This is a genomic window from Fibrobacter sp. (assembly GCA_024399065.1).
In the GTDB taxonomy this organism is placed as follows: Bacteria; Fibrobacterota; Fibrobacteria; order Fibrobacterales; family Fibrobacteraceae; genus Fibrobacter.
The window spans coordinates 80,499-105,756 of record JAKSIB010000008.1; the positions used below are offsets into that span (position 1 = coordinate 80,499).

The 25,258-nt window shown below is 49.5% G+C and carries 19 protein-coding genes and 2 tRNA genes; 6 read left to right on the forward strand and 15 right to left on the reverse strand.

What is annotated here, in order from left to right; translation table 11 throughout:
- Window positions 1-15: 15 nt before the first annotated feature.
- Window positions 16-1,374, reverse strand: coding sequence for an MATE family efflux transporter (locus MJZ25_05785; GenBank protein MCQ2123682.1), 1,359 nt, complete (start codon window positions 1,372-1,374; stop codon window positions 16-18).
- Window positions 1,375-1,483: 109 nt separating this feature from the next.
- On the opposite strand from MJZ25_05785, the gene ychF reads away from it, so the two are divergent.
- Window positions 1,484-2,581 carry a redox-regulated ATPase YchF gene (ychF, locus tag MJZ25_05790; protein MCQ2123683.1) on the forward strand — a complete coding sequence of 366 codons (1,098 nt, stop codon included), beginning with the start codon at window positions 1,484-1,486 and terminating at the stop codon, window positions 2,579-2,581.
- A gap of 108 nt (window positions 2,582-2,689) precedes the next feature.
- Here ychF and MJZ25_05795 read toward each other — a convergent pair whose 3' ends face one another.
- The 3 genes from MJZ25_05795 to uvrA all read right to left on the reverse strand — a co-directional run bounded on the left by MJZ25_05795 (window position 2,690) and on the right by uvrA (window position 11,265).
- The gene (locus tag MJZ25_05795) at window positions 2,690-3,301 is read right to left on the reverse strand and encodes a hypothetical protein (protein ID MCQ2123684.1); all 612 of its coding nucleotides are present in this window, start codon (window positions 3,299-3,301) and stop codon (window positions 2,690-2,692) included.
- Complete coding sequence (locus MJZ25_05800) at window positions 3,301-5,847, reverse strand: formylglycine-generating enzyme family protein (protein MCQ2123685.1); 2,547 nt, start codon at window positions 5,845-5,847, stop codon at window positions 3,301-3,303. Before MJZ25_05800 ends, MJZ25_05795 begins: the two co-directional genes overlap by 1 nt.
- A 69-nt stretch (window positions 5,848-5,916) precedes the next feature.
- A complete protein-coding gene (gene uvrA, locus MJZ25_05805; protein MCQ2123686.1) occupies window positions 5,917-11,265 on the reverse strand; it encodes an excinuclease ABC subunit UvrA in 5,349 nt (1,782 codons plus the stop codon).
- Window positions 11,266-11,414: 149 nt separating this feature from the next.
- Here uvrA and MJZ25_05810 point away from each other — a divergent pair.
- A tRNA-Ala gene (locus MJZ25_05810) sits at window positions 11,415-11,487 on the forward strand.
- Between the two features lie 48 nt (window positions 11,488-11,535).
- Here MJZ25_05810 and MJZ25_05815 read toward each other — a convergent pair.
- The 6 genes from MJZ25_05815 to MJZ25_05840 all read right to left on the reverse strand — a co-directional run bounded on the left by MJZ25_05815 (window position 11,536) and on the right by MJZ25_05840 (window position 17,448).
- On the reverse strand, window positions 11,536-12,837 hold the full coding sequence (locus MJZ25_05815) for a hypothetical protein (GenBank protein ID MCQ2123687.1): 1,302 nt from the start codon (window positions 12,835-12,837) through the stop codon (window positions 11,536-11,538).
- Window positions 12,838-12,864: 27 nt separating this feature from the next.
- Window positions 12,865-13,308: a hypothetical protein gene (locus MJZ25_05820; GenBank protein ID MCQ2123688.1), complete on the reverse strand. Its 444-nt coding sequence runs from the start codon at window positions 13,306-13,308 to the stop codon at window positions 12,865-12,867.
- Between the two features lie 198 nt (window positions 13,309-13,506).
- Entirely contained in the window at window positions 13,507-14,961 is a 1,455-nt protein-coding gene (locus MJZ25_05825) for a sigma-54-dependent Fis family transcriptional regulator (GenBank protein MCQ2123689.1), read from the reverse strand.
- Window positions 14,962-14,982: 21 nt separating this feature from the next.
- On the reverse strand, window positions 14,983-16,164 hold the full coding sequence (locus MJZ25_05830) for a serine/threonine protein kinase (GenBank protein MCQ2123690.1): 1,182 nt from the start codon (window positions 16,162-16,164) through the stop codon (window positions 14,983-14,985).
- Window positions 16,161-16,817 (reverse strand): tetratricopeptide repeat protein, encoded by a 657-nt coding sequence (locus tag MJZ25_05835; GenBank protein ID MCQ2123691.1) that lies wholly within the window; start codon window positions 16,815-16,817, stop codon window positions 16,161-16,163. Before MJZ25_05835 ends, MJZ25_05830 begins: the two co-directional genes overlap by 4 nt.
- Before the next feature lie 196 nt (window positions 16,818-17,013).
- Entirely contained in the window at window positions 17,014-17,448 is a 435-nt protein-coding gene (locus MJZ25_05840; GenBank protein ID MCQ2123692.1) for a DUF3332 domain-containing protein, read from the reverse strand.
- Between the two features lie 575 nt (window positions 17,449-18,023).
- Here MJZ25_05840 and MJZ25_05845 point away from each other — a divergent pair.
- Together MJZ25_05845 and MJZ25_05850 are read left to right on the forward strand one after the other, a co-directional pair.
- Window positions 18,024-19,556 carry an extracellular solute-binding protein gene (locus MJZ25_05845; protein MCQ2123693.1) on the forward strand — a complete coding sequence of 511 codons (1,533 nt, stop codon included), beginning with the start codon at window positions 18,024-18,026 and terminating at the stop codon, window positions 19,554-19,556.
- Between the two features lie 16 nt (window positions 19,557-19,572).
- Window positions 19,573-21,390: a diguanylate cyclase gene (locus MJZ25_05850; protein ID MCQ2123694.1), complete on the forward strand. Its 1,818-nt coding sequence runs from the start codon at window positions 19,573-19,575 to the stop codon at window positions 21,388-21,390.
- A gap of 104 nt (window positions 21,391-21,494) precedes the next feature.
- On the opposite strand, the gene MJZ25_05855 is transcribed toward MJZ25_05850, so the two are convergent.
- The 3 genes from MJZ25_05855 to MJZ25_05865 form a co-directional block, all read right to left on the reverse strand.
- A tRNA-Pro gene (locus tag MJZ25_05855) sits at window positions 21,495-21,568 on the reverse strand.
- Between the two features lie 80 nt (window positions 21,569-21,648).
- Window positions 21,649-22,413 carry a hypothetical protein gene (locus tag MJZ25_05860; GenBank protein ID MCQ2123695.1) on the reverse strand — a complete coding sequence of 255 codons (765 nt, stop codon included), beginning with the start codon at window positions 22,411-22,413 and terminating at the stop codon, window positions 21,649-21,651.
- Between the two features lie 61 nt (window positions 22,414-22,474).
- Window positions 22,475-23,092: a class I SAM-dependent methyltransferase gene (locus MJZ25_05865; protein MCQ2123696.1), complete on the reverse strand. Its 618-nt coding sequence runs from the start codon at window positions 23,090-23,092 to the stop codon at window positions 22,475-22,477.
- 57 nt (window positions 23,093-23,149) lie between these two features.
- On the opposite strand from MJZ25_05865, the gene MJZ25_05870 reads away from it, so the two are divergent.
- Both MJZ25_05870 and MJZ25_05875 read left to right on the forward strand, forming a co-directional pair.
- Window positions 23,150-23,779 carry a CatB-related O-acetyltransferase gene (locus MJZ25_05870; protein MCQ2123697.1) on the forward strand — a complete coding sequence of 210 codons (630 nt, stop codon included), beginning with the start codon at window positions 23,150-23,152 and terminating at the stop codon, window positions 23,777-23,779.
- Complete coding sequence (locus MJZ25_05875; GenBank protein MCQ2123698.1) at window positions 23,776-24,615, forward strand: HAD-IA family hydrolase; 840 nt, start codon at window positions 23,776-23,778, stop codon at window positions 24,613-24,615. The genes MJZ25_05870 and MJZ25_05875 overlap by 4 nt, the downstream gene beginning before the upstream one ends.
- Before the next feature lie 14 nt (window positions 24,616-24,629).
- Here MJZ25_05875 and MJZ25_05880 read toward each other — a convergent pair whose 3' ends face one another.
- On the reverse strand, window positions 24,630-24,902 hold the full coding sequence (locus MJZ25_05880; GenBank protein ID MCQ2123699.1) for a TonB family protein: 273 nt from the start codon (window positions 24,900-24,902) through the stop codon (window positions 24,630-24,632).
- Window positions 24,853-25,248, reverse strand: coding sequence for a hypothetical protein (locus MJZ25_05885; protein MCQ2123700.1), 396 nt, complete (start codon window positions 25,246-25,248; stop codon window positions 24,853-24,855). The genes MJZ25_05880 and MJZ25_05885 overlap by 50 nt, the downstream gene beginning before the upstream one ends.
- Window positions 25,249-25,258 lie beyond the last annotated feature (10 nt).

Genomic DNA, 25,258 nt, shown 5'->3' on the forward strand with positions numbered 1-25,258 from the left:
AATATACAAAAGTCCCTAAGGATTTTTGCACCATTCCAATCGGGTTTTCCTGATAAAGCGCAGATAAACACAGAATATAATGGTTCCCGTAACCAGCCAACTCATGGGGTAACAGACCATAAGTGCCGCAAAAGTATTGTACTTCGGGAACATCAGGAACACCCAGGAGATTCTGACACCGCAAATACCGAATACGCAAATCAAGGCGGGAACCATGGACTGTCCCATACCGCGAAGAGCCCCGGAACAGACATCAATCAAAACATTGATAAATTCCAGGCCGATGACGATATAGACTCGGTAAGCACCGGTCTGGATAATGGCTTCGTCATTGGTAAATATGGAAAGGATGGGGTGATAGAAAATAGAAGTCAAGGCACCCAGCAGGAACGTGGAGGACGCCGCCAGGAGAATGGTCCAGCGGACAACTTTTCTGCAACGGTCCAAATTTTTCGCACCGTAGTTCTGCCCCACAAAAGTCACGCAGGCGTGGCCAAAGGAACTGAGCCAGAAGTACACAATCAGTTCCGGATTCATGGCCGCTGCAGATGCGGCCACTGCTGTGGACCCAAGCGAATTGATAGCCGACTGGATACAGACATTGCTAAAGGAGAACACGGCGCCCTGCACGCCAGCAGGCAATCCAATCTTGACGATTCTGCCGAGGATATATGGCGTAACGCGGAGTTTCCAAAATTCAAACTTGAAGGGACCGGTTTCACGTTTCAAGAAAAACAGTAAAGTCAAGGCACTGATGACATTGGCAATTACCGTCGCAACAGCAACACCATCCACATCCATGTGGAAGCCGATAACAAAAACAATGTTCAGAACCAAATTGATTGCACCAGCTACAAGCAACACGTAGAACGGACGCTTTGTATCGCCCTTGCTTCGTAACAATGCTGCACAGAAATTGTACAACATAATGAAGGGCATGCCCACGAAATAAATCTTGAAATACAGTGCCGCAGAATCGATAATATCTTCTGGTGTTGAAATCAGGGAAAGAATCGGGTGAGCAAAAAAGATTCCAACCAAGGCAAGCAACACGCCGCAAATCAGGGAAACAGCAATCGCAGTATGAACCCCCCGGGAAACAGAACGGGAACTGCGTTCACCAAGAGCGTTGGCCACCACCACATTGGCCCCGATGGAAAGGCCCACAAAAAGGTTCACCATCAAGTTGATGACGAAAGTATTCGCCCCCACGGCGGCCAAAGCCTTATCGCCAGCAAACTTACCTACAACGGCGACATCGGCAGAATTGAACAACTGCTGAAAGATGGAACTCGCAGCTAGAGGCACGGCAAACTTCAGGATTTTATCCCAAATCGAGCCCGTCAGCAAATCCATATTTTTAGCAGTAGCCATAATCGGGTCCAAATTTAGTTTTTTGGACCTCTCGCCTAAAGGGTAATTACTAACTTTGTGGCGTAAATTTTTGGGACGAGACAATCCGTCCCCACAAACGGAGATTATCATGGGTTTTAAATGTGGTATCGTAGGCCTGCCGAACGTCGGCAAGAGCACCATCTTTAACGCAATCACCAATGCAGGCGCAGAAGCAGCAAACTATCCTTTCTGCACCATCGACCCCAACGTGGGTATGGTGAACGTTCCGGACGCACGTCTGGACGCTCTGGTAAAGGTCTACAATCCCAAGTCCATCGTTCCTGCCGTCACTGAATTCGTGGACATCGCAGGTCTCGTGAAGGGTGCAGCAAACGGCGAAGGTCTGGGCAACCAGTTCCTCACCCACATCCGCGAATGCCAGGCTATCATGGAAGTGGTCCGCTGCTTCGACGACGGCGACATCGTTCACGTTCACGGTTCCGTGGATCCGGTTCGCGACGTGGATATCATCGAAACCGAACTTATCTTGAAGGATCTGGAATCCGTCGAAAAGCGTCTCGCTACCGAAGCAAAGAATGCACGTATGGGTGGTGCCGAAGCTAAGGCACGTCTCGCCGCTTGCGAAAAGCTCCGCGACGCATTCCAGGAAGGCAAAGCCGCCCGCGGTCTCGCAGGTGAAAGCGAAGAAATGGACCAGATTATCAAGGACCTGGCCCTTCTTACCGCAAAGCCCCTCTTCTACTGCGCCAACGTGAAGGAAGACGACATCCTCACCGGCAACGCCTACGTAGACGCTCTTAAGGAATACGCAGCAAAGAATGGTCACGAAGTCATCATGATCAGCGGCAAAATCGAAGAAGAACTTTCTCAGATGGAACCGGCCGACAAGGTGGAATTCCTGAAGGATCTTGGCCTTGCAGAATCCGGCCTCGACGCTGTGGTCCGCAAGGGTTACGAAATTCTCGGCCTCCGCACCTTCCTCACCGCAGGCGAAAAGGAATGCCGTGCATGGACCTTCGAAGCTGGCTTCAAGGCTCCCCAGTGCGCAGGCGTTATCCACTCTGACTTCGAACGCGGCTTCATCCGTGCAGAAACACTGAGCTACGCCGACTTCGAAAAGTACGGCAGCTGGAACGCCGCCAAGGAAGCTGGCGTACTCCGTACCGAAGGTAAGGAATACGTGGTGCAGGACGGCGACATCATGCTGTTCCGCTTCAACGTGTAAAAGAGAAGCCGGCTACACCGGTTTTCTCAATTACGAATTACGAAGTACGAATTACGATTTTTTCGCAAACAAAAAAGGACTGCCCAGCAGTCCTTTTTTGTTTATCCTTTAACCTTTATCCTTTACGCTTTTCTTAGCTGCTCGGCGGGCTTTCAGTTCTACAACAATTGGCCTTATAATCACAGCCAAATTCATTGCTGTACCTATAAAAATCAGTATCGTTGCCGCATTATAGCCAATACCCGGGTCTACACTCAACAGCGGAATTCCCATATTGGCTAGAAGTTCCGCCAGCTTTGCATAGAACGCTCCCATGGAGACCATGGTCAGCATACCCAACGCAATGGAACCCAGGGGGGTAAACCAAGCAAACGCTGCGGCCAAGATAGCGCCAACAAGAAGTATATAAAGAGCGGGCATCGGATCCATCTTAGGAAAGTTCGGTATCGTTGTACGGAATCTTTCTATTGCCTTAGGGTTGCCAGTCTCCATCTTCTTGAGCATACCGATTGCAGGTTCCTGCAAGGCAGTTTCAAGATCCAGGCCCGAAGCCAGTTCATAGACATTGGGAGAGGCAATCACCTTGTCATCATTGCAGGAAACGTTTGCAATAGGCATGAGCAAAGCCACGATTACCAACAAGTATGGGATCGCAGTGATGCGCTTAAACAGGCGCAATGCTTTCGATTCCTTGCTATCAACTTTAGTTTTGTCACTCATTATTTTCCCTCAAAAGCGCTTCGCGGGAAAGCGCAACGGAAACCGATGCGGTCAGACCAGTAACGGGGATCTTCGTCATCGTAGTCAGTCAAATTCAAATACTTTTCCTTATCCATCCAGGAACCGCCCTTGTGGATCTTGTGGGATCCCATCATAGCACCTGTAGGGTTCGAATCCTCCACAATAAGGGAGAACATAAAGTACTTATCCCTGGTCCATTCAGCGACATTACCGGACATATCGTAGAGGCCCCATTCATTGGGCTTTCTGCTAGCCACCGGCTGCGGACCATAGTTCGGGTGTTTCTTGCCGAAGTTGTAGGAATTATCGCGGTAAATAGCGTAGAGGCTGGCGTTAGGTTCTTCATCAAGATTCCAGAGAGAGCCTTCATTATTGTCTGCACGACCTGCAAATTCCCACTGAGCTTCCGTCGGAAGATCACCACCAATTGCCTTACAGAATTCCTGAGCATCATACCACGTGATGTTGTGAACTGGCTTCTGAGCATCAGAATACTTGGATCGATCAATCTTGCGTTTGGATTCCTCAAGGCGGTCCATAACTTCTTGATAGAAGCCCTGGGTTACTTCAGTAGTATGGATTGCAAAAGGAGACATGGAAACGACCTTTCCCTTATAGCGGAAGGCTCCAGAATCGATCAAGGCCACCGTGCCCATTTTTGCATCGGCAACAATTCTCGGAACTTTGGGATTTTCTGCAGGGTAATCATCATCGTCATACTCAACAATCTTAACGTTCGGAGAAAGTTCAATAACACGCTTTTCTTCAGCAGGCTGTTCCGCAGGTTGTTCCACGGGTTGTTCCACGGGTTGTTCCTCGGGTTTCGTGGTATCCACGACAGCGGTATCAACAGTTGCGGTATCGGCAGCGACCGTGTCAGCAGCGACTGTATCAACGGCAGCAGAATCCACAGCAACGAAGACTGCAGCAGTGTCTACGACAGCAGAATCTTCAATAGCGGGACCAACAGTAGCTGAGTCAACGATAGCAGAGTCTACTGCTGCAGAGACAACAGTAGTCGTGTCGACAATAGCCGAGTCTACAGTTGCGGAAGCAGAGGTCACCATAGAATCAGCCGCAGGAACTACGGCAGAATCAACAACCTGTTTAGCCAGCCATTCCAGCACTTCAGGCTGATCTGCAACATAAGCCGGGAGCTTAAATTCGCCATGGCATTTGTAGGTCTGGTCATCAACAATCAAATCCAGGTCCTGGAAACGATACTGATAGCGGCCAACCAAAGTACCTTCATTGTAAACCCAGACAGGTTTATTATTTGCCAAGGTCAAGTGGGCAGCAACAGTCTCGGATGCATCCAAAATAGCGTACAGGGTATCCGTCACCATGCTGTCAGCGGAGCCAACCCATGACACATTAAAACGTTCATATTCCTTGCCGAAAGTCAAACGAATTGCGGAGACCTTCTTTTCTTCGGAACCCTCAACTTCTTCAAATATCGGCTCGATCTTTTCTGGAACCATTGTTCCGGAAATAGAAAGACTTTGCAAGCTATCCATTTTCTGGAGCAGAGCCTTGTTTACTTCGCTAGCAACACCAAGTTTGCTGGTTCGCCAAAGTTCCTTGGCGTCCTCACGGCGGGCAAGGTATTGTTTTGCATATTCCACGTATTCTTCTGTGGAATCCGTAACCCCAAATTCCGCAGCAGTCTTCTTCGCAGGATATAACGATACAAAAGCATTGGAATCAATCAAGGAGACGGTACCCTGAATTTCACCGACAAACTTGTCGTACAATACTTCAAGATCTTCCAGATATTCCGCAGCGGCAACAGAATCCAGCGTGACAGTCGTGGAGACATTGATGCTAGAGTCCTGCACAAACACCGGCAACTGGGGAACCAGCGATACAATCGTTGATTCCGGCACGGCAACAGCATCTACATAAGGATAATAACCCGGAGCAGAAAACTCAAAAGCATACATTCCCTGTTTCACAGGATAAATCTTTTCCACCTTTCTCTTCAGCTTTTTGGTCAAGGAATTCACCTGCAAATCCACGATGGACGTATCAATCTTGATTACGCTAGGGCGGACAGATTCCTTCAACATTTCCCAACGGCCATTCTTCCAAAAGAACAGTGTTGCAATACGGGACGAATAAATGTATTCCCTATCGAAATAGATGTCGGCTTCATCCTGGAAAGCCTTGTACATTTGGGAACCATAGAAGCGCATGTAGAGGACTTCTGCCGGTTTCAGGTAGTTATCCTTCATGCTAAAAGCATGTAGCTTACTGAAATTTTCCTCATCCATCTGTCCAACATACCAGTGGAATTCCTTCGGCCCCTTCTTATGACGTAAATACATGGTATGGGCATGGAGTGGAAGCTCCGGCATTACAGAAACCGAATTCAACCCTTCGTTGATAATCGCCAGTTTGGAATTTTTCTCCAAAAGCAAGCCATCCTTGTACTGATCAGGCGCAATCTGGAATAGGTGATCGCCATCGGCGAGAGCCATTGCCGGAACAAGCATCAAAAAGGACAACAAACGGTTTAGGGACATAATATCTCCTATAAGCAACAAACAAGGAGGTGCGAGGCACTCCTTTTTCTTACAAAGATAATATTAAAACTAGACGTTGCTACCCATTTGGAGCAAATGTCCACCATTTCCACCACCCACAGGGCCCAATTCCACCTTCCAGTCGGCAAGGCGGATAATGTCCGGATGATGCTCGATAACGATCACGGTATCGCCACGGGCAGACAGACGACGCAAAAGATTCCACAAAATCTGGATATCCTTCAAGTGCAGACCTGTGGTCGGTTCATCCAGAAGGTAAACCGTCTCCTTGGCGTTTTTACGGGAAAGCTCTGCAGCCAGTTTCAAACGTTGGTTTTCGCCGCCGCTGAGGGTTGTCACCGGTTGGCCCAAACGAACGTAGGGCAAACCCACATCGCGAAGAGCTTCCAACTTCGGCAAAATCTTGGGTTGGTCCTTGAAGAATTCGCAAGCTTCGCTCACGCGCATATCCAGCACGTCGGCAATGTTCTTGCCCTTGAAGGTGACAGTCAAGGTTTCCTGATTATAACGCTTACCACCGCAGGCATCGCAAACTTCCCAAACGTCGGAAAGGAAGTGCATTTCCACGGAGACGGCACCGCGGCCTTCACAGGCGGCACAGCGGCCGCGGGCAAGGTTGTAGCTGAATCGTCCGTAGTCAAAGCCCTTGATCTTGGACTGTTCAAGCTTACTAAACAACTTACGAATGTCGTCAAAGACGCCGGTAAAGCTGGCCGGGGTACTGCGTGGTGTTCCAGAAATAGGGCTCTGGTCCACCAACAGGACTTCGCCAGATTCCTTCTTCTTGCCACGGGCCTGGAACTTGCGCTTTAATGCCGGGTAGATTTCGTCCATGACCATGGAACTCTTGCCGGATCCGGAAACTCCGCACACAACGCTGACGGCGCCCTTGGGGAACTTCACGGAAATGTTCTTCAGGTTGTTATGGGACAGGTTCTTGAATTCATAGAATTCAGAATCTTCGGTAACGGGCTTCGCCTCGATCTGGTTGGCAATGGGATTGCTATGAGTCAGGAACTTCACCGTTTCGCTTCGCGGGAACTGCTGGAGCGCATAAGGTTTTGCAAGGGCGGCCGGGGCGCCCTCGGCGACAACCTCGCCGCCGAATTCTCCGGCGGCAGGTCCCATATCAATGATATGGTCGGCCGCCTCCATCATTTTCATATCGTGCTCAACAACAACAAGGGTATTGCCCAAGTCTCGCAGGCGGTACAAAGTATCCAGCAACTTTGCAGTATCACTTTCGTGCAAGCCTACGGTCGGTTCATCCAAAACATAGAGCACCCCTTCCAAGCCACTGCCGATCTGGCTTGCCAAACGAATACGTTGGGATTCGCCACCGCTCAAGGTATCGCCGGAACGGTCCAGGCCGATGTAGCCCAAGCCCACACTCTTCAAGAAATCCAAGCGACCGATAATTTCACGGAGCAAAGGTTCTGCAATCTTAGCCTTCCCTGCCCCATTCTTTTCGCCATCGAAGCTTACATTAGCAAACCAGTCGCGGGCATTGTCAATGCTCATGTGGTGAACATCCATAATGTTCATGCCAGCGTCAAGGCCTCCGTGGTCCTTGCCACCACCGATGCGAACTGCCAAATACTCAGGTTTCAAACGTTCACCGTTACATGCCGGACAGACTTTTCCCGCCTCGCGCTTGGAATCCTTCAGCACGCCCATACCAAGGCAGGTTTCGCAAGCGCCCCAGTGCGTATTGAAGCTGAAGTGCTTGGGATTCAAGGCGCTGTCCATGTACCAGCCACATTCAGGGCAGCCAGGCTTTTCGCTGGCGGACAAACGCTCGTGACCTTCAGATTCCAAGTACAGAATTCCGTTGCCATCACGGTAGGCCCGCTCAAAAGCTTCCACCAGGCGAGCGCGATTTTCTTCCTTCACAATCACCTGGTCCACAACAGCAAGGATTTGCTTTTCGCGGGTCGGAACCTTAGGCAACGGCAGTTCTACAAGCTTATCACCCATATAGACCTTACGGTACCCCTTTTCCGTCAGGATCTTGGAAAGCTTCAGGATGTCCTTCACTTCAAAAGGAGCCAACACCGTCACCATCTTATTCAAGTCACGGTCAAAGGCAAGCTGCATCAAGTCGCCGGCAGCATAGGAATCCACAGGCTTTCCGCAATGGAGGCAGTGGGGCGTTCCCACGCGGGACCAGAAAATACGGAAGTAGTCGTAAATTTCAGTCAACGTCGCCACGGTACTGCGGGGACTCTTGCTGGCAGACTTCTGGTCAATGGCAATTGCGGGAGCAAGACCTGTAATAGAATCAATGCTACCTCGGTCGGGTCGGCCTAAGAAACGGCGAGCGTAGGTGCTCAAGGTTTCCACAAAGCGCCTCTGGCCTTCGCTAAATAAGGTATGGAACGCAAGGCTACTCTTGCCGGAGCCCGAAACGCCAGTCACCACCGTCAACTTGTGGCGGGGAATAGTTACATCAATATTCTTCAGGTTGTGCTTGCGGGCGCCGTGGACTTCAATATCCAGGGACGGGCCGTCCTTTCCGGAAGCCTTCGCCACAATATCGTAACGAGCCTTGTTTTCGGCAAGGTTGTTCATCAACTGAGTGATGGGCTTGTAACCATTATTGGCTCTAGCAAGTACAGGAGCCAGGTAGCGGCCCGTTTCGGACTTCTTGCATTTTGCAATCTGTTCGGGAGTTCCCGTAGCCACAATCTTACCGCCGTGTACGCCTGCATCAGGCCCCAGGTCAATAATCCAGTCGGCACACTTGATCACATCCAGATTGTGTTCAATAATCACAATGCTGTTGCCAAGGCTACGCAAACGATTCAAGCAATCCATCAGTTTGCGGATATCTTCAAAATGCAGACCGGTGGTAGGTTCGTCCAGCAAGTACAAAGTCTTGCCTGTACCCGGGCGACGCAATTCAGAAGCGATCTTGATACGCTGGGCTTCGCCACCGCTCAAGGTGGTAGAAGGCTGGCCCAAAGTCAAGTAGCCAAGGCCTACTTCGCAAAGCAAGTTCAACGGTTGGGCAATGCGGGGCTGATCCTTGAAGAACTCAGCGGCATCGCTAATGCTCATGTCCAGAATTTCGGAAACATTCTTTCCCTTGAAATAAACTTCGCGAGTCGCATCGTTAAATCGCTTGCCGTTACAGACTTCACAGGTCACCTGTACACTTGGCAAAATGTGCATGTCAATTTCTTTTACACCGGCACCTTCACAGGCATCGCAACGACCGCCCTTTACGTTGAAGCTGAAACGACTCTTGGTGTAGCCACGAATCTTACTTTCTTCCATGCCGGCAAACAAGTCGCGGATATCGTCCCAAATCTTGGTGTAGGTGGCAGGATTACTGCGAGGAGTGCGGCCAATAGGCGTCTGGTCAATTTCAATGACCTTGTCAATATTTTCAAGACCTTCCAGATGATCAAACTTGCCCACCGGCTCTTCGGAATTGAAGAACACACGAGCCAATTCGCGGCGCAAAATCTGGTTCACCAGCGTACTCTTGCCGGAGCCTGAAACCCCTGTCACCACAGTCAACGCGCCATCCAGGGGAATTTCCACATCAATGTTCTTCAGGTTGTTTTCGGCAGCACCGCAAACCTTTAACTTCGGAGTATCCTTGTCAATCTTCTTGCGCAGCTTGGGAACTTCAATGGCCTTACGTCCACTGAGGTAGGCGCCAGTCAAAGAATCCTTATTTTTCTCAAGCTGGTCAACAGTTCCTGCAGCAATAATGCCACCGCCTTCAACGCCTGCACCAGGACCCACATCAATGACATAATCCGCATGACGCATGGTGTCCTCGTCGTGTTCCACCACAATGAGGCTGTTGCCTTGGGCTCGCAGGTGATCCAGCATTCCCAGCAACTTATCGTTATCGCGGGGATGCAAACCGATGCTAGGTTCGTCCATCACGTAGAGCACACCCTGAAGACCTGCACCCACCGCACTAGCCAAGCGAATACGCTGGGCTTCGCCACCGCTCAAGGTAGACGCCTTGCGGGAAATATTCAGGTAGCCAAGCCCTACCGCATCCAAGAAATTCAAGCGTCCGCGGATTTCCTTCAGGATTTCGCGACCAATGCGCTGTTCCTTTTCAGACAGTTTCAGGCTATTGAAAAATTCCACAGACTTTTCTACGGACCATTCCGTCATCTCCGTCAGATTATGGCCATGGAAATCCACTGCGTTTGCAGTACGGTTAATGCGGGAGCCCTTACATTCCGGGCAGACGCCAATCTGCATGAACTTTCGGAAGTGGAAAATGTGCCACATGTCCCAAAGTTCCTGGATAACATCGATGACACCCCGTTCGCTTCCGCTGGGTGTACCATACAGAATCGCATGCTGCTGGGCGGGCTTCAACTTGTTCCAAGGCGTATCGAAGGTAAACTTCATTTCGTTAGCGATGGTGCGCAAGTTTCGCCAGCCGTAATCGCTGAACAGCAAAGTTCCTGTATCCTTTTTCTGGACAGCCAAGGCGCCCTGCTTCAAACTCAATGTCTTATCAGGAATAATCAGGTCCAGGTCGAATTCGCAGGACTCGCCCATACCCTTACAAACGGGGCAGCGGCCCTTGGGATCGTTAAAGCTAAAGAAACGCGGTTCCAATTCCGGAATAGAAACGCCGCACTTGGGGCAAGCCAACAACGTACCCTGCAGGCGGTATTCCCCATCGCCAAACAAGAAGCTGACCAACTTTCCGTCCGTCAACTTGAGAGCCCCTTCTAGGGCTTCACGCAAACGGCTCATGTTCTTACGTTCCAAAGTCAAGCGGTCAATGACAGCTTCGATGGTGTGCTTCTCGTAACGCACCAACTGAGGTACATCATCAATACGATAAATCTCCCCATCCACACGAACACGGACAAAACCATTTTCCTTCAGGTCCGCCAGTTCCTTACGATATTCACCCTTACGTTCCTGAACGATGGGGGCCATCACCGTCACCTGACGGGGCACACCATTGATTTCGCCGTCACCGGCATAAAGACCATCCACAATCTGGTCCACGGTCTGGGCCTGAATCACGCGGCCACATTCCGGGCAGTGGGGCACACCCAAACGGGCGAACAGCAAACGATAATGGTCCAAGATTTCTACCACCGTACCCACCGTACTACGGGGATTGCGATTCACCGTCTTTTGGTCGATGGAAATGGTGGGAGAAATACCGCGAACGCTTTCCACCTCGGGATGCTTCATGCGGCCAATGAACTGGCGGGCATAGGCAGAAAGAGATTCCACAAAGCGGCGCTGCCCTTCCTGGAAAACAGTATCGAAGGCAAGGCTACTCTTACCGGAGCCAGACACGCCAGTGACCACCACAATGGAGTCGCGGGGAATATTCAAGCTGACATGGCGTAAGTTATGCTCGTGGGCATCGCGGATATCAATGGACTTTGTCATATAAAAACTTCAAAATTTGCGCAGTTATCCCTGCGCGTTATACCACACAAAATATAGTGAACATTTGAATACTTTTCAACAACTTTTCCCAGAGGCGCCACCATTTGCTTGCCAAAAAAATTCCCAAAATCTATATTCGGCGCACCTACGGGGGTATAGCTCAGTTGGTAGAGCGACAGGTTCGCAATCTGTAAGTCAGGAGTTCGACTCTCCCTACCTCCATAAAATTTAAGGACGACCATCCGGCCGTCCTCTTTTAAATTTGAACCCTTAAATTTCCCACTTGACTCCGACCTTAAGTTCCGTCAGCAAGTTTCCCTTGGAGAAAATCTTCTTGTAATAGTCAGACAAACTATAACCTTTATAGATTTGCTCCAAGCCAAGGTATACCGTACCAAAGCTGTTCGGTTTCCAATAAGCCATCAAGCCCCAGTTCCCTACGAGTTTCTGGATTTTCTCGTATTCCGGATCAGGGCCGTCAATCACAAAACCGTAGAACAAATTCAGCTTTCCTTCCACAGAAATATTGTTCCTAAATTTGTACGAAATCTTTGAACGAAGGGTTGGACCAATCCACTTTCCATAGTAACGAGAAACAGGCACTACAATGGAATCCATAAGTTCATCAATACGATCCTCCCAGTACAGGGAATCAATTGCATTTTCATCCATAATGGGACATTGATCGCCATACTTTTCCATGCAGTAGGCTACAGTCAACGGCATACCAACTTCTCCCCAGCCATTGTTCACCTTAACAGTGCATTCCTCTCGAGTATCACTGGTAGAGCAAATTTTCTTCGCCTCTTCCTTTAATTTTCTTTCATAGTCCGCAAGGAACTTCTTGTAGTCAGAGACATAGTCCGCCTCGAAGCGCAGCCCCAGGTAAGCCGATCCATTCAAACCATAAGTGGACGTTCTGTTCCAGGAAGCAAACAGCGCATAAGACCTCGGCCCTTCCGTATCCACGTAGGCCCAGGCCGCCGCGCCAAGACGATCCTTCCCCTTTCTATAGAATTCCTTTTGCAACCAGCCGTAGAATGTTGCAGAAACATCTTCGCCTTCAGCAAAATTCAAATCAATTCCCGCATTCAGCAACACGGTCTGACCAACCAAGGAGTATTCCGCACCTAAAGCCAAAGTCCAATCATTGGTATCCAAAGCCGGCATATTATCATTCATCAAGAACCAGTCACCGGTAAGCCCCAAACCGAGAGAATGAATCCAGGAACCTGAGGAATAATCCATAAAAGGCGTAAGCGACAAGTACATATCGCCGCCATATTCACCCTTATTTTTTGCTGAACCGAACTCATCATAACGCAAGCCATAAAAACCTGCGTCACCTAAAATGCGAAAAGACAGCGCACCCGATGCACTATCGTCCTTTACACCCAGAGCATCATAATAACTCTTTAAAATTTCCTGAAGTTCCGCGGTATAAGGACCAGGCAAAGCCACAGCATCTTCAAAAGCCTTAACAGCGGAAGACACATCCCCCGCCTCTTCGGCCTTCATTGCACGAAAATAAGCCTCTTCCTGAGTTTCAGCCCAGAGAAGAGTAGAAAGCAATAGAAGAACTACTGCTATCCGATGCATTTAGTGGTGATTTCGATCCCCTTCATTAGGGCGGGGATTCTGGAAATCTCGCGGACCCATGGGCATCATCGGCATCATCGGCATCATCGGATGTGCACCCGGTCTGTCGTAGTTCTTCTGATGTTCGCGAGAATTATTGGGCATTTCCCCTTCGAAGCGAGGACGAGTTTCCTTCTTCTTGGAAACTTCCTTACGAATAGAATTCTTTTCAGCAGCGGAGCTAGCGCGCAAATCCGAGAGGATCTGCTCACGAGCTTGACGACGTTCAGCACGGAGTCTCTGCCAATCTTCGCTTTCCTTTGCACCGAGAGCGGGAGCATCCTTGGATACAGCGACTCTTTCAGCAGGGGTCGGGATAGAGGATTCGGGACGATCCAAAGGCTGGGCGACAACCGCAGTTGCCGTCATCATCAAGAAAATCGATATGAAACCCAATTTTTTCATTTTCGTCTTCATGCCTTAACTTTCGCAAATTCCGTGCCAACTATCCGTTTAGGCTATAATTTAGACAAATTCATCTAATTTCGGTTGATTTTTATACTTAATATAAAAAAACAACTATTCATCCAAATTGATTTTTTCGGGAATTCCGGCCCCAGCGGGACAAATCACCCCGAAAAATCGCCTAAACGAAACAATCTCCTAATTTTTAAAATCTTCCTTCTTCATATCAAGTCGCTCCATGATTTCACGGAGGACCTTTCTATCAATGCCCAAAATCGTTGCCGCCAAGGTCAAATTTGCATTACTGTCCTTCAGGGCTCGAGCAATAACATCTCGTTCAACCGCTTCACGGGCTTCCTTCAAAGTGCGGGGCGACTCCTTGGCTTGCGCCTGGACATCACCTAGGCCAAGATCCTCAGGCTGAATCACGCCATGGACCGCCATGACCAAAGCCTTCTGAATTCTATTTTCAAGTTCACGAACATTGCCCGGCCAATGATAACCAAGCATAGCTTTCTCAGTGTTACGGCTCAGGTGGCACTTGCCACGGCCATATTCCGCACCATACCTTGTAAGAAATTCTTCCGCCAAAAGCACTACATCCTGGCCTCGTTCTCGGAGAGGCGGCAACACCATCGGCATCACTTGCAGTCTAAAGTACAAGTCCTCTCTAAAACGCTTTTCCCTTACAGCTTCTTCAAGATCCACATGGGTTGCGGAAATCACACGGACATTCACCGGGATTTCGCGATTATCGCCCACACGGGTAATGTGCTTTTCCTGCAACACGCGTAAAAGCTTCACCTGCATGTTCATGGGAAGTTCACCAATTTCATCCAGGAAAATGGTGCCACCGTCAGCCTCTTCGAAGAAGCCCTTACGGTTGTCGATAGCGCCAGTAAAGGAGCCCTTGGCATGACCGAACAAAAGGGATTCCATCAGGTTTTCCGGAATGGCACCGCAGTTCACCGCGATAAAGGGCTTGTCGGCGCGGGGGCTGTGCTTGTGGATGTACTTGGCAAAGACTTCCTTGCCAGTACCCGTCTCGCCGCGGATAATCACAGGCATGGGAAGGGGCGCAAGCTTGTCTGCAAGAACCACAAGTTCCGCCATCACTGCGGAGGAGTAAACAATACCGTCCTTACGGACAACATTTTTCAATACGTCCAGGGATTCCTTGTCGCGAAGGCGGTCGTAAACCGCGAAGGCGAACTTTTCGCAAACAGCCACGAAGGAATCAAACAGCTGAACATCTTCGTCGGTGAAGGGTTCCTCACGGGCAGCGCGCTGCAGGTACAGGTAACCCGCCTCGGAGTCCGGCGTTCTAAAGGGCGACACCATAATGCTTGTCAGCTGGTTCTGCACAATGGACTTGGACAAGTCCGCAGAATCATCGTCCAGCTGGTTCCAGACCACAGCCTTGTTCTCGGACTTGGCCTGACGCACCGCAGAAATGGAAATGGAAACTTCTTCAGGGTTGCTGAGGTGCAGAGGTTTCTCGCCGGCAATGTCAAGCACTGCGGCGTCGGCGCGGAGAACACTTCTGGCAACTTCGAGAATCTTCGGGAACAAGGTTTCCGGCTGGTCCTCATCCAAAAGAGTCTTTACCACATCCAGCATCTTTTCCGTAGCAAGCATTGATTCCGTTTTCAAGACAACCTCGACTTAAAAAATTTACTCTGAAGCTGGAGTGGGCAAGTTCTGCAGCATTTCCTTTATCTGTACAGAATCCGTTGTAACAGGTTCCGTGACAGAGTCTGCCGCCTCCGCATTCAAGCTTCTGGACTGCATCAACAACATTTCTCCTGTAGCATCTATGTCAGAACCTCTCGTTCCGAAATAAAGGCCCAGGGCTACAAGCAGAAATATAAGTACCAGAACCGCAATCGGGGCTTTCCAGCCCAGACGCTTTTTCCGTGAAGTCCCACAAATCGTGTAGGGCAAATCACACTTCGTTTCAGGCGATACATTTATTCCCGATTTTGGCAAAATTTCCTGCTGCAGGAAACTTTGGATTCCCTTCAGCAAGGCAACCTCACCTCCGGAAACCTTGCCCAGGGCAATTTCCAGAAGTTCGTCCAGTTCGTCAAAATCCTCCACGCGGTTTTCAGGATCCGTGGCCAGCAAGCCTTGCCACAAAGGATCCAACGCGTTGATGGATTCCGGGTCCAGATTTAAACCCAAGTACAGTTTCTCTGAAACATTGATATCACCAACCGCAGTTACTTTGGACGCAAAATCATCATAGCCATTGGCCTCGATCAAGTCCGAGCCAGAAATCCAGCGGTAAAGCAGCAAGCCCAGGCTGAACAGATCACTTTTTTCGGAAGGCTGCTTTCCCAGGAACCGTTCCGGGGCCGCGTAGGCCAAGGCCCCCGGGCCCACAATGCCAAAGTCAATAAGCATCGGGCAAAGTTCCAGGGATCCATTCTTCTCTGCCGCCGTAAAAATCACGTTGGAGGGGTGCAAATCCCCATGGGAAACATCCAACTTACTTGTGCGGCCAAGAGCAAAAGCCACATAGCGCAAGGCCTGCAAGGCCACCGGCACAGGAATTCTCCCCAGGCAATCTGAGGAAGCGCCATCTACAAAATCGTAGACCAGGTAGGCGGAGCCATCACGTTCGCCAAACTCCACCACCTTGTACAAGTTTGAAATGCGGGAGTTTTCCAAGGTTTCCAAAACATCCTTATTAAAGGATATCCCAGGTTTGTACCATTTCAGAACACAATCCCTGCCATCAGCAGAAACCTTATAAATACTGGACTCGCCGCCAGAATGCAGCAAGTAGCAGTCCGTCATGGAATCAAGAATAGACGGTTTGCCAGAAGGATTGTCCAAAGTATTCAGACTCATAGCTCTTCCGACAAAATTTTAGCCTTGAGGGAATCCTCCGCCACCTTCGTCCAATGGGCAAGCGCCCTATCCTTGGGCAAAGCCTCGTGACCCATGGACCAAATATCCCAGGCAGATTCAATATCGCCTTCTTCCCAATAGATGTTACCCAAATTCACGTAAGCCGAGGCAAATTTCGGTTCCTTGGTAACTACGTAGATAAAAATGTTTTTGGACTCTTCGGTGCGACCCTGCCTTGCCAAAATCAAGGCCTTCAGGTTATAGCTAAAGAAATTCAGGCTGTCCAGCTGGATGGACTGATCTAGCAAGGGCAACACGTTGGCCTTACGGTGCTGTTCCATGGTGGCCTTGGCCAGGTAGAACAAACAAGTGGAATAATTGGCGTCAATCTTGCCGCTGCTATCCACGCGGGACAAAATTTCAAATTCCCGGGCGGTGCGTTCCCACAGCTCAAAGGTGGGGCCGTTCAACTTTTCCCCGTTTTCAGCCACGGCGTAGTACGAAAGAGCAAGGCCATAGCGGGCGTTACGGTGGGCAGGCTGCTGGTCCAAAGCCTTATTGAAGTTGGCGATGGCTCGATCGTAGTCCCCGATTCTCAGGGCATCGTTTCCACGGGCCACGTCCTCGTCCACACAAGCACAAAAACAAACCATAGCCGCGGCGGCTACGATTTTCAGAAAAAAACTTCTAATTTTTGGGGATTTTCTATCCCAAATGCTCATATATCCACAAAATAACTAAAAAATTTTGGTTTATGCAAAAAAAGTGCCTCACCAGGGGTCTCCCATAAAAAAAATCCCCACCCGCAGGCAGGGATCTTTGAAATCGATTTCTTAAAGTAATTAAGAATTACTTTTCAATTTCGCGCTGAGCAACAACGTTGCCTTCCATGTCGAGAGCGCGGACAACGTTTTCATCGCGCTGGAAGGTCAGGTTAGCCTTTTCGCCCTTAGCAGTGGTGATTTCAACGGACATAGAACCGTCAGCGTTCTTAACAGCTGCGATTTCGTTGCCCTGAGCGTCCTTTTCATAGTAGGAGTCGCCAGCAGCGAGCGGGTTGGAACCAGTCCAGAATTCAACAGTGTTCAGGATGACGAAGTCAATGAACATGGTGAAGGAATAGACCTGGAAAGATGCCAAAGCAAAGTGAACGATGGAGTTGAGCCACTTGTTACCAAGGGTGCCGTTCCACTTGTGGAGCTTGTTGAAGCAAGCGTTAGAGCCGTAGCAACCGGTGAGAACGATCATGCTTGCGCAAGCGAGAGTGATGATAGCTTTTTTCATTTGTTATACTCCTTAAGGATTGAGTTATCGCTTTGTTATGCGATGCCCGAAATATAATTAAAAAAAAAGTTTGTCAACAAGATTTTGCTAGAAATTTTCAAGTGTTTTGATAGACGTCACACAGCCTGGCGACAGACGAATTCTTCGTAACTCATTGATTTTCAACCACTTAAACGAGGAATACCCATTTACCCAACGCACTTTCTGGGATATTTCCACGCCGTATGAAAAAAATCTTACATTGGGATTTCTTACCATACTCCTCGCCCCGATAAATCGCGCACCGGCAACCTGCACGGAAAGGCACTCAAAGAAGTTCCTTTCCAGGGAATCCTCGGCAGTCTCTCCGTCCTCAATTTCAAAAGTGGGAAATTCCCAGGAGCCTCCAAAAAGCATTTCCGAAGACCTCCGGCACACAAGAACCCGACCTTTCCTGGCAACGATTCCAGAAACCGCTAACACCGCCCCTCCTTTTACATTTTTTTTGAGATTTTTCGCGTTTTTTTTGTTAAATTACAAAAGAAGTATATCCCCAGGCCAGTGGTGTATCCTGGGGGTTCACAGGAGTATTACGCATGTTGGGTAAATTGAAAGTTTCCATTTTTGCAACAGTACTGGCAGCAACGGCAGCTTTGGCTGCACCGAAGCCCCTGACAGTCTGGATTATGCCCAATGGTGCCTCTCCTCAAGAAAAACTTGAACAGCGCCTAAACCTCTTCACCAAGAAAACCGGCATTCCTACGCAGGTGCAGGTTTTGGACTGGGGCGAAGCCTGGAACCGCATTTCTCTCGCACTTAGTGGTCAGCAGGAAGCCCCGGATGTATTGCAGTTAGGAACCACCTGGATCCCCTACTTCGCTTCCCGCAAGGAAATCAAGCCTCTTAACGGATGGCTCAAGGATATCGACCCTAGCAGATACGTCCCTGTCAGCTGGAACACCACCCACATGGATGCCGACACCACCATTTATTCCGTACCTTGGTTCATCGACATTCGCCCGGTTCTCGGCAACAAGAGAATCCTCAAGAAATACGGCATCACCAAGGAATCCGTCTCTACCTATAGAGGTTTCGTCGACGCAGTCAAGAAGATTGAACATGCCAACGAAACCCTGGAAGACGGCACCAAGATCCACGGCTACGCATTCCCGGGCAAAAGCGACTGGAACATTCCCCACAACTTTGCACCTTGGGTATGGAGCAACGGTGGTTCTTTCGTCAAGAAGGACGAAGAAGGCAAATGGCAGGCAAATATCCTTTCCGAAGAGACCCTTCTTGGTATCGCCAGCTACCTACACTTCGTGGTCGACACATTGGTCCAGGCAGAAGTCCTTCAGACCAACACCGCACAGGTGGCTCAGCAGTTTAATAACGGCGAATTGGCATTCATCGTCAGCACCACGGAAATCATGATGCAGACCCGTTTCGACGGTTCCATGGGCGGTCTCTCCAACGCACGCATCGGCGCCGACAGTGTTGTCGCCATTCCGTTCCCTAGCGGTGCAGCAGGCAGTTCCAGCTTCATTGGCGGAAGCAACCTGGCAATTCCCGCAGGCAACAAGCGAGCCGAAGCCAAGGATCTTTTGCTTTTCCTCGTAAATGACGAAAACCAGGACGCCTATACAAAGCAAATCGGTCTCCTCCCCACCTCCAAGAAGGTGCTTGCCAACTGGGCTAAGGACGAAGACTACGCCGAATTGATCAAGGCTCTAGAAACCGGCAAAACATACGTTACCATTCCTGAATGGGGCACCATCGAGCAACAGTTGGTGGCTATGTTCAGTTCCGTCTGGGAAATGATGGAAATTCCCTCCCTGTACTCCGAAGAAAAGCTTTACAGCATCTTCAAGCAGTACACCATCGAAATTAACAAGACAGTAAACCATCCCACCGCAAATGTCATGACCGAAGCAGAGTTCAAGGCAATGTGGGAGAACCTGTTCAATAAGAAGATTCACAACCATGGCGAAAAGCCCAGCAAGGATACAACGTCCAAGGACAACCGCGACGAAATCGTCAACAGCAATTTGTCCAAGGCTCCTTTCGTATTCATTGCAATGGTTATTCTCGGATTCCTGTTCAACTTCCGCAGGAAGAGAAAGCAATAGTTTCTAACGGTACCTTATGCGAGATTCCGCTATCCTAAGATTTTCCCGAAGCATCATTTTCAAGTCCATCTTGATTTTGACCGTGGCAATGACCTTGGTGGTCACTGGCGGCATCTGGCTCTATACCCAGAAACAATCTGCTCTCATGTTGGAATGGAGCTACAACAACAACGCTGCCCAGCTGAGTCAGATCGCGGCAACCGCCAGCAATGAAATGAAGCAGTTCGGCGACCGTCTTTCCCTTTTGGCAAAGACCTCTGAAATCCAGAGCATGGACCCGACTACCGCCGCCAGTTACCTGAAGAGTTACAACATTTCCACCCTGTTCATCTCCGGTGAAAACATTTCCATTTACGACCGCCAGGGAAATTTTGTCTGCGACAATTCCATGACCGGCATGCAGACGGGAAGCAACTACCCCGTCGACTTTTCCCGAATCACGCCCCACCGCCCCTACGTCACCCCTTGGTACAAGACCAGCAAGGAATCCGCTCCCGAACGCATTTTCGGAATCAACATTTCCAACCGAGCAGTGGGTGACGGAAGCCTTGTAGCAACCTTCTCCCTCCGCAGACTTTGGAAGAGCTTCGCCGATTACAAGATTGGCAAGAATGGTTTTCTGGTGGCAATCAATACCCAGGGCGAAATTCTTTACCACCCTGACTTAAAGACTTGGTTGACCGACACCCACAAGATTTCTGAACTCGGACTTGCCGATGTGGACCCGAGAAATTTCAGCGTTCAGAAGCCCACTTTCCAAAAGCTTTCCGATGGCAAATCCTACCTGGTAAACTACGTCTACGACAACAACTACGATTTCGGCATCTTCGCATTCCAGCCCAAGAGCGAAATTGATGGTCTTGTAGCATCCGTCCGCCAAAGCAGCCTGCTCATCCTTGCTGTAGCAATCTTCTTCATCTTTGGCCTCGCCGCCTGGATGTTCTTTATGCTTGGTCTCCCGCTGAACAAACTGACCAACCACATCCGCAAGATTTCCGATGGAAACATGGATGTTGAACAAATTCACGTTGGCCACCGCAAGGATGAAATCGGCACGCTGTCCCAGGCATTCAACCTGATGCACAGCACCATCCTGCGACAGTTGAAAGAACTTGAAGCCCACCGCAACATGTTGGAACAGGAAGTCCGCGACCGTACCAAGGAATTGGAACTGGCCAACAAGAAGCTGGACTTGATTTCCAGAACCGACGAACTGACCGGCCTCCCCAACCGTCGCGATATGAACGAAACTATCGCCAACGAAATTGGTAGAAGCCAGCGTACCCACAAGCCGTTCTGCTTCATCTTTATCGATATTGACCACTTTAAGGCCATCAACGACACCTACGGCCATGCCTGTGGTGACGTTGTGCTGAAGTCTGTAGCACAAACCGTCCGCGGTCTCCTCCGTAAGTACGACGTTTTCGCCCGCTACGGTGGTGAAGAATTCCTGACCTTGCTTCCGGAAACAGACCTGGATGGTGCCACAATCGTGGCAGAGCGCTTCCGCAAGAAGATTGAACGGATGACGGTCCATTACGGCGACTACACCATTAACGTTACCGTTACCTTGGGTGTAGCCAAGTTCGACGAACGCCTCGGTGCCGATCGAAGCATTCAACAGGCCGACAAGGCCCTGTACCAGGGTAAGGAAGGCGGCCGTAACCAGGTTGTGGTATGGAAGCCTGAATGGACTACCGAAACCGATTACGAAATGGCAGCCATTGACATGGCAGAAGCCAAGAAGATGTCCGACACTCAGGCCATGAACGCCATTGCTGAACAGGCCGAACAGATCATCAACGTCGAATTCAGGGACGAAGACAATAAGTAATCAAACACAAAATTGATCCGGGATTGATCGCCCCATCGTAGCAAACTCCGCGCACGACTCAGGAATTAAAAAAAGTCCGCCGCTTAATGCGACGGACTTTTTTATCGGGATGACTGAATTCGAATCAGCGACCTCTTGAACCCCATTCAAGCGCTCTACCAGGCTGAGCTACATCCCGAGGTCTTTTTTAAAAGAGTAGACCAAAGGTAGTTAAAATTTCACTTTTGGCAAGGCAAACCTTCCAAAAAATGTCAAATTTTACTTCCAATAACCGATAACCAGCACCTCAGGAGTGGCCTTCGGGTATTTCTTGCTCTTAAAAGTCACAATTTTGCGGATGCTCTGCTGCTTCAGCTCCCAGCCTTCGCGGCTCAGACCCTTGGTAGAGAGGGTGATCTTGAGGGCCGGAATCTTGCCACCTTCGGAAACCTTGCCGTTTTCGTCCACCTTAACCTTCACGTTCTTGGTCTTGATGGTGAAGTCCTTGGCAGATTCGTCTGCCAGGGTCAGATCCGGGCGAGCCTTCTTATCGGTTTCCCAGACGTAGAAGGACCATTCACGAGATTCGCCAGCAGTGTAGAAACCTGCATCGAACATCTTTTCGCTGAAGAACACCGGAGCCTTCACATTACCTTCCAAAGCTGCAGTGTAAGGTTTGCCGTCGGTACCTACGAGAACCACAGTGGGGCTCACCGGACCTTCCATACCGGAAAAGTCCATATCAAATTCGATGACCACCGCGTTCTTGGGCTGGATAGATGTGGGATACTTGAAGTTTGACATGCCAATGCCCTGGCCCATCACGGTTTCCAGTTTGATTTCCTTGCCGGATACATTGGCTCCCTTCAAAACAAAATGCTTTACATCGCCCTGGTTCACTTCACCGATCTGGTAAATGGCAGGGGTAAACAAAATAGCGTCGGCAGCGAATGCCTGGGTTGCGAGGGCCGTTGCGAAAACGGATGCGCGGAGTACGCTGCGAGGTGCGCGAAAAGTTGCGCGGGAATTAAAAATTTTCTTCATGGTCTGAATATACAAATTTTGCAGAACAAAGGACACTCATTCCCAAAAGGATCCCCGCTGTTTATGCCTTGGTGTAAACCACCACGAAGCTTTTGCCTTTTACAATATCCAGAACCTGGATATTTTCAAAGCCAGCCTGTCTGCCAAGTTCCATCAGCTGTTCCGGTTCGAACTTCTTGAAACCCTTCCTGGTGTAGGAAAGTTTGTCCAGCCATTCCCTGGTGTAGACCACATTGTAAAAGGCGGCGCCCGGTTTCAGCACTCGACGGATTTCAGAGAGACCCTTCACGGTGTCAGACCAGAAATAGATAGTGTTGATGGAGGAGACGGCAGCGAAGGTTTTGTCGTCGAAGGGGAGCGCACAGCAGTCCCCCACTTGCAAATGAAGGTGACCATTGCTAGCGGCAGTGGCGTTGCGGCGTGTGGCTTGGTCCATCATGTCCTGGGAGATGTCGATGCCGTACAAGTCCGCTTTCGTTTTCTTGTACAGACGCTGCAAAAGGTAGCCGTTGCCGTAGCCAATGTCCAGCACTTTTTCGCCGGGCTGAACGTTCATCAAGGCCACCGTATTCTTGTACATGGCCTTGTTGATGAAGTTCATGATGACGCAGCAGACCTTCCCCACGAAACCGCGAGGATTCCCAAACTGCGAGCCTATATAATCTGTGAATTTTGACATGATTGCGCGACCTTTTAACGAAGGTAAAGCTAGCATTTTTTATTTTTGCAAACCGATATGAGTCCGAATCCAAACACAGTTCATCCTATCACTGGGTACGATAAAGAAATCTACGTCAAACCCACCATCAAAAATCCAAACATCGTCGTTGGGGATTTCACTTATATAGCTGATTCGGAATTCGAAAGTCATGTCACCCATTTCTACCCTTGGAGCAGGGATAAGCTGATTATCGGCAAATTTTGCCAAATTGCCGCAGGCGTTGAATTTGTCATGAACGACGCCAACCATCAGATGAATTCCGTTTCCACATTTCCTTTCTATACTCTTGAAGGTTGGGACATGAAGCCACCAAAGGCCGAAGACATGCCTTTCAAAGGCAACACTGTCATTGGGAATGACGTATGGATCGGTCAAAACGTCACCATACTCCCGGGTACACAAATCGGAGACGGAGCCATCATCGGAGCAAGCAGCGTTGTGTGCGGGAAAGTCGAGCCCTATACAATCATTGCAGGAAACCCTGCAATACCTATCCGCAAGCGATTTGACGACGAACTGATTAGTATGATGCAAAAATGGAAATGGTGGGACAAATCCATTGAAGAAATCAATTGTTTGATTCCCATTCTCACCAACAGCAATCTCGAAATCGTCAAAGAAAAAATCAAAGAGTTTTTGAAATGACAACTTCTGCAGAACTGAAAGAATTATTGGCCCGCAAGGAACTGTTCATTTTTGATTTGGACGGAACCATGTTCAATTCATTGGGGGACTTGGCTCCCGCCGTGAATTACGCATTGAAAGTGTTTGGCGTTCAGCAGATTTCAAAGGATAACGTCAGAAGTTGCATCGGAAACGGATCCCGCAATCTTATTCGCAGGTCTGTAGCTTCAGGACTCATGTTTGCCGCAGGAAAGACTGCCGGCGAGCCCATTGCAGGTAAAAGCAGCGTCGAACATTTGGACGTTCGCGACAAGGAAGCCGTCAATATTATTCTGGAAAAAGCCGGTTTTGACGAAGCCAAAATTGACGAGGTTCTGAAGACTTATTCCAATTACTATTGGGATCATTGCACCGAAGATACAGTTCCCTACGAAGGGGTCATTGAAATCATCAAACGCATCAATGCAGCGGATTCCATCTGCGGCGCAGGCAAGAAACGCGCCGCCATGCTGACCAACAAGCCGGTTCTTCCCGCCAAGAAAATTCTAACGAAATTCGGGTTAATCGGTGGCGCAGAAAACCGCCCCGCGGACCTTATTTCCGCATACCTTTGCGGAGACACTTCACCGGAGCGCAAGCCCTCCCCTGCCGGCATTTTCGCCATCATGAATCAGTTCGGAATCACTCCCGAAAAAACGGTGATGATCGGCGACGATACTCCGGATGTGATGGCCGCCAAGAATGCAGGCGTCGATTGTATCACTCTACTGGAAGGTTTCGGCCGCCCCGAAAATCTTTTGCCCTTGGAGCCCCGCTATACCATTAGGCACATCAAGGACTTGCTGAAGCTGGTATAATAGGCCGCTCAGCCCTATTTATCCGACGATTCCGAAAATTCAAACGGAATGGTCACAGAGGTGATTCCGTCGGATTTTTCAAATTTCCAACGACTTACAGCCATCTTTATTTCTGCGTCAAAATCGTCATAACCAGTGGTTGATGATTTTACGACAGCATTGGTTATTGAGCCGTCAGGAGCAATGGTCAGCTGCAACACCAAGCGACCTTCAAATCCAGGCTTCTTTTTTAAGAACTTATTGTAAAGATGACGCAAGCCAGGTGTTCGCTGACGAAACACTTTCACAAGTTGCCCCCCCCCCAGATAGAGAACCTTTTGATTCAAGATCCTGTTCGGTAACTGTCTTTACAGTTGCTTTCACCTTTGACACCATGGGTGCACCATAAAGACAATCCCCAACAACAGGCATCGTTCCGTAGAGAACGGAAGTTCCCTGGACAACAATACTTTCTTGTTTTGGAAGATACTTGGAATCCTTGATTTCTTTTTTCAGCAGGGAGCTAGAAGAAATGTCCCTTGCAGGCTCCTCCTTTACAGATTCTCTCTTCTCAGCATTGTCGCAACCTGCCCACAGGGCGGCTGCAGTCATAAGGGCAAAACGGCCTAAGCATTTGTAGAAGAAACGAGCCATGTCTATAATA

Coding starts and splice junctions, on each gene's coding strand:
- MJZ25_05885 (MCQ2123700.1), bottom strand. CDS start 25,248: ATGGCTCGTTTCTTCTACAAATGCTTAGGCCGTTTTGCCCTTATGACT.
- MJZ25_05870 (MCQ2123697.1), top strand. CDS start 23,150: ATGAGTCCGAATCCAAACACAGTTCATCCTATCACTGGGTACGATAAA.
- MJZ25_05785 (MCQ2123682.1), bottom strand. CDS start 1,374: ATGGCTACTGCTAAAAATATGGATTTGCTGACGGGCTCGATTTGGGAT.
- MJZ25_05800 (MCQ2123685.1), bottom strand. CDS start 5,847: ATGTCCCTAAACCGTTTGTTGTCCTTTTTGATGCTTGTTCCGGCAATG.
- MJZ25_05850 (MCQ2123694.1), top strand. CDS start 19,573: ATGCGAGATTCCGCTATCCTAAGATTTTCCCGAAGCATCATTTTCAAG.
- MJZ25_05875 (MCQ2123698.1), top strand. CDS start 23,776: ATGACAACTTCTGCAGAACTGAAAGAATTATTGGCCCGCAAGGAACTG.
- ychF (MCQ2123683.1), top strand. CDS start 1,484: ATGGGTTTTAAATGTGGTATCGTAGGCCTGCCGAACGTCGGCAAGAGC.
- MJZ25_05830 (MCQ2123690.1), bottom strand. CDS start 16,164: ATGAGTCTGAATACTTTGGACAATCCTTCTGGCAAACCGTCTATTCTT.
- MJZ25_05840 (MCQ2123692.1), bottom strand. CDS start 17,448: ATGAAAAAAGCTATCATCACTCTCGCTTGCGCAAGCATGATCGTTCTC.
- MJZ25_05795 (MCQ2123684.1), bottom strand. CDS start 3,301: ATGAGTGACAAAACTAAAGTTGATAGCAAGGAATCGAAAGCATTGCGC.
- MJZ25_05845 (MCQ2123693.1), top strand. CDS start 18,024: ATGTTGGGTAAATTGAAAGTTTCCATTTTTGCAACAGTACTGGCAGCA.
- MJZ25_05835 (MCQ2123691.1), bottom strand. CDS start 16,817: ATGGTTTGTTTTTGTGCTTGTGTGGACGAGGACGTGGCCCGTGGAAAC.
- MJZ25_05865 (MCQ2123696.1), bottom strand. CDS start 23,092: ATGTCAAAATTCACAGATTATATAGGCTCGCAGTTTGGGAATCCTCGC.
- MJZ25_05860 (MCQ2123695.1), bottom strand. CDS start 22,413: ATGAAGAAAATTTTTAATTCCCGCGCAACTTTTCGCGCACCTCGCAGC.
- uvrA (MCQ2123686.1), bottom strand. CDS start 11,265: ATGACAAAGTCCATTGATATCCGCGATGCCCACGAGCATAACTTACGC.
- MJZ25_05820 (MCQ2123688.1), bottom strand. CDS start 13,308: ATGAAAAAATTGGGTTTCATATCGATTTTCTTGATGATGACGGCAACT.